The organism is Peribacillus sp. FSL R5-0717, assembly GCF_038002945.1.
Taxonomy (GTDB): Bacteria; Bacillota; Bacilli; order Bacillales; family DSM-1321; genus Peribacillus; species Peribacillus frigoritolerans.
The window spans coordinates 3,040,001-3,047,500 of record NZ_JBBOOF010000001.1 but is presented as its reverse complement, the minus strand read 5'-3'; the positions used below and the strand labels follow the sequence as shown (position 1 = coordinate 3,047,500).

General features: G+C 39.1%; 6 protein-coding genes and 2 rRNA genes (2 of these 8 only partly in view). 1 reads left to right on the top strand and 7 read right to left on the bottom strand.

The genetic code is table 11. The features are described 5' to 3' along the window. Positions 1 to 512: the 3' portion of a shikimate kinase gene (locus tag NYE65_RS14810; protein ID WP_057277282.1), read on the top strand. It extends 46 nt beyond the left edge of the window; only the last 512 of its 558 coding nucleotides appear in the window; its start codon lies off the left edge, out of view; it ends in the stop codon at positions 510 to 512. A 115-nt stretch (positions 513 to 627) separates the two neighbouring features. Here NYE65_RS14810 and NYE65_RS14805 read toward each other — a convergent pair whose 3' ends face one another. From NYE65_RS14805 to NYE65_RS14775, 7 genes are all read right to left on the bottom strand, one after another. Then, positions 628 to 1,641 carry a LacI family DNA-binding transcriptional regulator gene (locus tag NYE65_RS14805; RefSeq protein ID WP_268565836.1) on the bottom strand — a complete coding sequence of 338 codons (1,014 nt, stop codon included), beginning with the start codon at positions 1,639 to 1,641 and terminating at the stop codon, positions 628 to 630. Between the two features lie 225 nt (positions 1,642 to 1,866). Continuing rightward, on the bottom strand, positions 1,867 to 3,072 hold the full coding sequence (locus NYE65_RS14800; protein WP_340861143.1) for an MFS transporter: 1,206 nt from the start codon (positions 3,070 to 3,072) through the stop codon (positions 1,867 to 1,869). 254 nt (positions 3,073 to 3,326) lie between these two features. After that, the gene (locus NYE65_RS14795) at positions 3,327 to 4,211 is read right to left on the bottom strand and encodes a shikimate dehydrogenase (protein WP_063577532.1); all 885 of its coding nucleotides are present in this window, start codon (positions 4,209 to 4,211) and stop codon (positions 3,327 to 3,329) included. A gap of 60 nt (positions 4,212 to 4,271) precedes the next feature. Further along, positions 4,272 to 5,033 carry a type I 3-dehydroquinate dehydratase gene (gene aroD, locus NYE65_RS14790; protein ID WP_283929850.1) on the bottom strand — a complete coding sequence of 254 codons (762 nt, stop codon included), beginning with the start codon at positions 5,031 to 5,033 and terminating at the stop codon, positions 4,272 to 4,274. A gap of 66 nt (positions 5,034 to 5,099) precedes the next feature. Then, the gene (locus tag NYE65_RS14785; RefSeq protein ID WP_057277277.1) at positions 5,100 to 6,302 is read right to left on the bottom strand and encodes an MFS transporter; all 1,203 of its coding nucleotides are present in this window, start codon (positions 6,300 to 6,302) and stop codon (positions 5,100 to 5,102) included. A gap of 863 nt (positions 6,303 to 7,165) precedes the next feature. Further along, a 5S ribosomal RNA gene (rrf, locus tag NYE65_RS14780) occupies positions 7,166 to 7,281 on the bottom strand. Between the two features lie 64 nt (positions 7,282 to 7,345). After that, positions 7,346 to 7,500: ribosomal RNA gene (locus NYE65_RS14775) — 23S ribosomal RNA — on the bottom strand; it runs 2,778 nt beyond the window's last position.

Below are 7,500 nucleotides of genomic sequence, written 5' to 3'. Positions count from 1 at the left end.
TTGGCTTTATGGGGGTAGGAAAGACGACGATCGGACAGAAGGTAGCCAGGAAATTATATAGGGACTTTATTGATATAGATCAAGAAATTGAAAAGGAATTCAATATGCCCACTACGGAAATCTTCAAGAAGTTTGGGGAAAAAGCTTTTCGCGAAAAAGAAAAAAGCGTGATTGAAAGCCTTAGTCAACAACAATTGAAAATCATTTCAGTTGGAGGCGGGGCATTTTTACAAGAGGATATACGGAATATCTGTTTAACCAACTGCATCGTCTTTTACCTGGACTTATCTTGGGAATACTGGAAAGAGAGAATAGGCTTGCTTATTGATAGTAGACCTGTTTTACAAAGCCGGTCCCTTGAGGAAATCGAAGAACTCTTTTACACGAGACAGGAAATATACTCCTATCATCATTCAAAAGTGAATACCAATGATCTAGATGTTGATGAAGTGGCAGACTTTATAGTCGATTCATTGAAAGTGGCCTGGGATATTTATGAACCGCTTAAGTAAGGCAAACCTTTTTGATATGTAAATCAATGTTCCCAATAAAAGAATAATAGAAAAGATGAAAAGGGCACAGCGGTACCTAACCTCTGTAAACTAATCACCTTTTTATTTTTCTTTTTTAGGAAGACTCTCTAATAATCAGTTCTGGATTCAATATGATTCGCTGTTGTTCCCGTTCTATTTTCTCCATTTGCTGATACAAGAGATTCGCTGCCTCTTTCCCAATACGTCTAGGGAATGAGGAAATGGTCGTTAGCGGAGGATGATAGATTTCTGCGACTGGAACGTTATCGAACCCAACGATATCTATATCTTTTCCAGGAGTAATTCCTTTCATCATTAACCCTTGCATAACACCAAAGGCAATTAAGTCGCTAAAGCAAAAAATTGCGGTAGGCGGATTAGGATTCTCAAGTACTTTCAAAACAGCCTCAAGCCCTCCCTCCCGTGTAGGGGCACTATCTATCACCAACGATTCATCCACTTCCAATCCCGCTCTTGAAAGGGCTTCACGGTATCCCTCCATTCTCTCGATCCAAGTAGAAGACTCCTTAACGCCACCAAGGAGCGCAATTCTTTTATGCCCCTTTCCAAGGAGATGATCCACGGCGATCCTGGCTCCTTCTGGATAGTCTATGCCTACATAGTCGCTATTCACTCCAGGCAGTTCCCTGACAGCAAGCACCATCGGCGTGTCAATTTCATTTAACCGTTCAATTGTATCTTGTGAGCTTTCAGAGACAGGACAAAGAATCAGGCCACCCACCCTGTGTTCCATCATGGTTGAAAGGAGATGATCTTGCTTGGCAACCGAGTCAAATGTAGTCCCCAGCAACACTGTATACCCGACCTCATCCAATGCATCGTGAACACCTATCAGGAATTCAGAAAAAAAGGTATTTGATATGTCGGTAATAATGATTCCTACAGTATCAGAACTCTGCGACCTTAGGTTTGCTGCAATTCTATCGTAAACATAACCCAATTCATGCATGGATTTTAGCACCTTTTTTCGCGTCGCTTCCGATATTCGAGGGTTATTGCGAACGATAAGGGAAGCAGTGGATGTTGATACCCCAGCATGTTTTGCTACCTGTTGCAGCGTGACCCGCCCTTTTTTGGATTGTTTCATAGTTCAATCACCATCTTGAATGTATTTTTGATGTACTTATTATTATCATGTTCTTACTATAATAATAATATAGTTACTGTCATTATTACACCCTTGCTTTTGGAACATGGGAATCTCAACGATCATTAATCACGCCAAAACATCTATATCCACTATTCATTAGTCCAAAAAAAAACGCCATCCTAGTTCCAGAAGATGGAGTTTTAAGTAAATCCTTCAATATTTTTAGCCATGGTTAAATATGGTCTGCTGCTGTGTCAATTTCTTATACCGGTAATATACAAAAGCTGCAGCCAGGATTCCTATAGTAGCAATAAAGCAATCAAAAAGAAATATATGCGATATATCCCCACTCTTAGCGATCAAGCCCGTTGCAATTGGTAAAATGACGCTCGCCAAACTGGATGCCGTCGCAACGATCCCTGTTACAGTTCCTTTTTTTCTCCAGAAAAGTTCAGTCATTATTGCAATGGTTAATTGAAAGATCCCAGCTGTCGAGGCTCCAAGGAAAAAGGAGCTAATACTTAAGACAATAGGTGAATGAATCGTTAATATGATGATTACCGTAAGTAAAGTAATCATTGGATAAAGCAATATCACCGTCACGGGCTTAATCCATTTTTTTAATAAGATGGATAATAGCAGGACGGAAATAAGTGACCCCACACTATAATAGCTCAATAATTTAATTGCACTTGAAGATTGCATCCCTGCGACTTCCTGGCCGAAACTCGGTAACCAGATTTGCGAAACTGTAAATAACGCAGTTGATGTAAACCCAATTATGATTAGTGCGACTCCTTCGCTCCAAAATTTAGGTTCCGTTATGAACCTGTTACTATGCAAATCCTCTTCTTTACTGACAGCTTCGGATTTGCTTGGAAATGAAGCGGACATCACCAAAAACATATTCATGAAATAGATGACAGCCGGTACGAAAAATGCAAACCCGTAAAATAATTGGTTTGTAGTAAGAAACAAGATGATGAATGGCAGGATTGTAGCACCAAGCGAACCAAAAGCCTTAACCATAACACTCGCGGAACCAGCAGATTCAGGAAACATTTCAGTTAGCGCCGGATATGTACCAGCATCCATGGCTGAGTTGGAAATTCCCGCAAGTAAGGCAAATACAAAGGCCATTTCATATGAGGGAGAAAATGGAATCCCAATTAAAAAAACGCCCATTATAACCGAAGAGACCATGATTAATGGTTTTCTTCCAAATTTATCTGATAATACTCCCGAGAGACCATACGTGAGTAATCTGCCTATTCCTATTGCTGCAATAAGATAACTAATGCCAGTAGAGTCCGTATCCCATTGTTCTGTTAAAGAGGGCATGTTGGAGGCGAGAATTATATTAACCATCCCCAGCAGAAAATAGTTAATATACATGCCAGATGCCGCTTTAAAATACTGATTTTTCATTATTACACCCCTATAATAAATCATGTTGTGTTTCTCCCATATAACACCTTCATGCATAATGTAATTACATTGAAGTCTCCCCTTTATATTATCCATTTACATGAAAACCTCTTTTCAAAAAAAAACGCTAAGAAAAACAAGGGATCTCACGCCCTGCATTTCTTAGCTCCGAGGTTTTTTTAATCATTTAACAAGATGCACATCGAGTATGAAAAAACCTCTATTTGGAGAGCAACCTCCAGAGTGGAATCATTTTATTCTGCAAACAATTGCTCTTTGATGAAATCAACAGGCATTTGTTGGCCTGTCCATAATTCAAAGGCTAGTGCACCTTGCCAAAGCATCATCCCAAGACCATTAATAGCTGTAGCACCTACAGCTTCAGCTTGTTCCATTAGTTTAGATTTTCGTGGGATGTAAACAACATCGGTTACGATTAAATCTGGACGCAGCATTGATTCGTCTTGAATGACACTTAAGCCTTCAAGTGGTTTCATGCCAACGCCGGTTCCATTTGCCAAAATATCACTAGTTGCGATTTCAGCCTTTAATTGTTCAACATTTTCAAGAGGGTATACATTGGCTTTCACATTTAAATGCTTCATATCCTCATTGATGATTCGTACATTCTCTTCTGCTTGCGGGAAGAATGCATCATCACGAGCAAAAATGCTGATTTCCGCCACACCTTCCAGCGCAGATTGAATGGCAATTGGAGTAGCAGCCCCACCAGAACCGATAAGAGTCATTTTCTTGCCTTTAATATCAATACCATTTTCTTTTAGGTTCCGGGTATATCCCATTCCATCAGTGCTGTGCCCTACGAACTTTCCATCGACATTGACAACAGTATTAACGGCTCCTGAAAATTTAGCACTGTCCGCCAATTCATCAAGATATGGAAGGATCTTCATTTTATTAGGCATGGATACGTTAAATCCTTTTACATTTAATGCACGCATCCCTTTGACTGCATCTTCAAGCTCTTCATTTCCAACCTCAAATGCTAAATAGGCGCAATTCAAGCCTAATTTATCGAAAGCTAAATTATGCATGGCAGGTGATAATGAATGTCCGATAGGTGTTGCAAGCAATCCTACTAATTCTGTTTTCCCATTAATTCGTCCTAGATTTTCCATGTTCTATTCCCCCTGATTTTTTAATCTTTATATAAATTCCTTCTTGGAAGGATTTATGAGTTAAATATTTTGATCAATGATTTCCAATACATTTCTTAATTGAGCAACAGGAATTTGCCCTGGTGCAGATGCTTCTTTTCCGGCACCGAATGTACAAGCAGATCCAAACACCGCACCTGATAATCGACTGACCAGGCCTGTACCCGACATTGACATCGTAATGAATGGGCGATCGGCATACTCTGTTTTCATTGTGTAAGTTGCATCTAATAATACGAGTAAGTCACCAACTGTTTGGGGCATTACAGCGATTTTGGGAATATGGGCGCCAAATTCCTGCATCTTACGCAATCGGTAAATGATTTCTTCTTTTGCTGGTGTCTTATCGAAATCATGGTTACACATCACTACGTATACGCCATTTTCCTCAGCTACCTTCACAGTCTCCTTCACTGGTGATTCCTCAAAAAACAACTCCACATCGACAAGATCAATATTCTTCGTTTTAATTGCTGTATGAAGAAGTTCGAAATAATAATCATCGCTGATTTGCTTGTTTCCGCCTTCTTTATGGCTTCTAAAAGTGAAAAGCAGCAAAGTACTAGGAACAGCACTTCTAAGTTTTGAAATCATATCCGAAACGGCTTCTAAGCTTTCGACTTGTTCAAAGACATCTACTCGCCATTCAATGATATCCGGCCGTAGCGCATTTACCGTTTCAACTTCTTTAAGCAGTTCTTCTTCCGTTGTCCCCATTAGTGGAACGATGATTTTTGGAACCCCTTCTCCGATCGTTACGTCTTTGATCGTGATTGTTTGCATGATGTTTCCCCCTTTTATCAATATCATCATTAGGGTTCATGCCCCACTGATGTTCGGTTAGACCGTTTAATTGGAAACTTTAATTACTTTCTTGTATCGATAGGCAACGAAAACGGCCAACAAAATACTAATTGCCGCAATTGCCACATCAAACAAGAAGACCGCAGTTAACCCAGCATTCTTGGAAATGATACCTGTAATGAAAGGTATGATGATGAAGGCTGAACTACCTGCAATGTTTACATATGAAGTGATTGTACCTTTATTGGCAGGGAAGAATTCTGTGATTATTGTCATGGCTAATTGGAATACCCCTGCAGTTGAAAGCCCTATGAAGAAAGCGCTCAAAACGGTTATAAATGGTTGCTGGATGTAGATGAGTGACAATAAAGATAATGCTGCAATGACCGGATAGATAATCATGACGGTAATGGGCTTAATTACTTTATTCAATAGAACAGCTAGTAAAATGACAGAAATAAGGGAGCCAATACTATAGTAACTAAGCAATTGAACAGCCTTAGCTTGGGTTAGCCCCAATACATCTTGTCCGAAGTTCGGAAGCCAGACTTGAACCAACATGAATAAAGCAGTTGATGTGAAGCCTAATAGTATGACGGCCAAACCTTCCTGAGCAAACTTCGGTTTTGAGAGGAATTGCTGTTGAACCGGCACAGCTTGTTCATCATTCCGAGTTTGGCTTTGGGCTTTATGATCCGGGAATGAAACCTTAAGCAGGAAAAACCCATTAACAAGATATACAGCAGCCATTAAGAAGAATGTATACCCGTAAAACATATCTCTAGCTATAAAGAACGCCATGATAAATGGAAGAAGTGCGGCACCGATTGAAACGAACGCTTTTACTAATACGGTAGCGGAACCAGCTTTCTTTTGAAAAGCCTCAATAAGTGCTGGATACGTACCTGCATCCAAAAATGAATTGGCAATACCAGCACATACAGCAAATATAAATGCCAATGTATAGTTAGGAGCCAAAGGTATGCCTATAAGGAAGATCAGGTAGATAAAAGATGCTGAAACAACAAATGGTTTCCTTCCTAATTTATCCGACAGTCTACCGGCGAAAAATAAAGAAACTAACTTACCGATTCCTATGGCAGAGACCAAGTAACTTATCCCTGAGGCACTTGTATTTAATTGATTTGACAAATTTTCCATATTTGATCCAATGATAATATTGATCATGCCTAAAATAAAATAGCTAATATATAAACCTGTGGCCATTTTTATAAATGGATTTTTCATGAAACACACCCCTATTTAAAAAGTTATCGAAATGCAATTTGATTCTTAAGTCTTTCAGATGTTGCCCCCTTGCCCCATACCATAAATTCAAGAAAAATAATTACGTACTAAATAAAACAATAAACATCATAGACTAACCGGCTAGTTAGTACATCGTTCTACTAACTTTGCATTACTAGTATATCGTTCTACTAATCGTGCTTGTTGTTAGTATATCGTTCTACAAAATGCAAGCGATTAGAAAAGTATTGAAAAAACATTTATGCTACCGTATATTAGTTAAATTTATTTAGTATATCGTTCTACTGGATTATTATACTGCGCTAATTTAATTGTGTCAAACTCATGAAGCAGTCCTTAATGACCATAGAGCAATTCCCCATACTCATTATTTTTAAATTCCGAAGGTCTCATTTTGGATCTCATTTACCTTAAAAGTTCAGCCCTGCCTTGTATTCGTTAGTGTTCATACGAGTTGGTAGAATACCTTTTATTTGCAGAGGCACCAATTATTTTATCCTTTATGAGGGCTTCCTTCTATTTTGATATTCCCCACATTTTTAGTTACCAGTTTCTGAATTAATTTCTTTTTAGCTAAAATATATGTACTGCTGCTTATTTATATCAATTATCCAGTTATTTGCAATTCGATTTTAATAACCCATTGTTTAAGCAGGCAGTACTAATATCTCGCTTATATCCTAAGTTACGATAGTCGAAACGGTTTAAATTTAAAAGGATGAACAATTTTCGATTTCAGCCCCTTTCAATGGTGATGTAACAGCTTCTATATATATAACAGGGCTCCATAATTGGTTCTTAACGCAAAAAAAGACCAGCCCGATGGCTGATCTTTTCAAATGGCTTGGCGGCGTCCTACTCTCACAGGGGGAAACCCCCAACTACCATTGGCGCTGAAGAGCTTAACTGCCGTGTTCGGAATGGGAACGGGTGTGACCTCTTCGCTATCGCCACCAAACATAAAAGGAACGTTGTTCCTTCAAAACTAGATAATAAGAAGGTATTTCATTTTTTAAAAAGCGTTGGTTAAGTCCTCGATCTATTAGTATCAGTCAGCTCCACATGTCACCATGCTTCCACCTCTGACCTATCAACCTGATCATCTTTCAGGGATCTTACTAGCTTGCGCCATGGGAAATCTCATCTTGAGGGGGGCTTCATGCTTAGATGCTTTCAG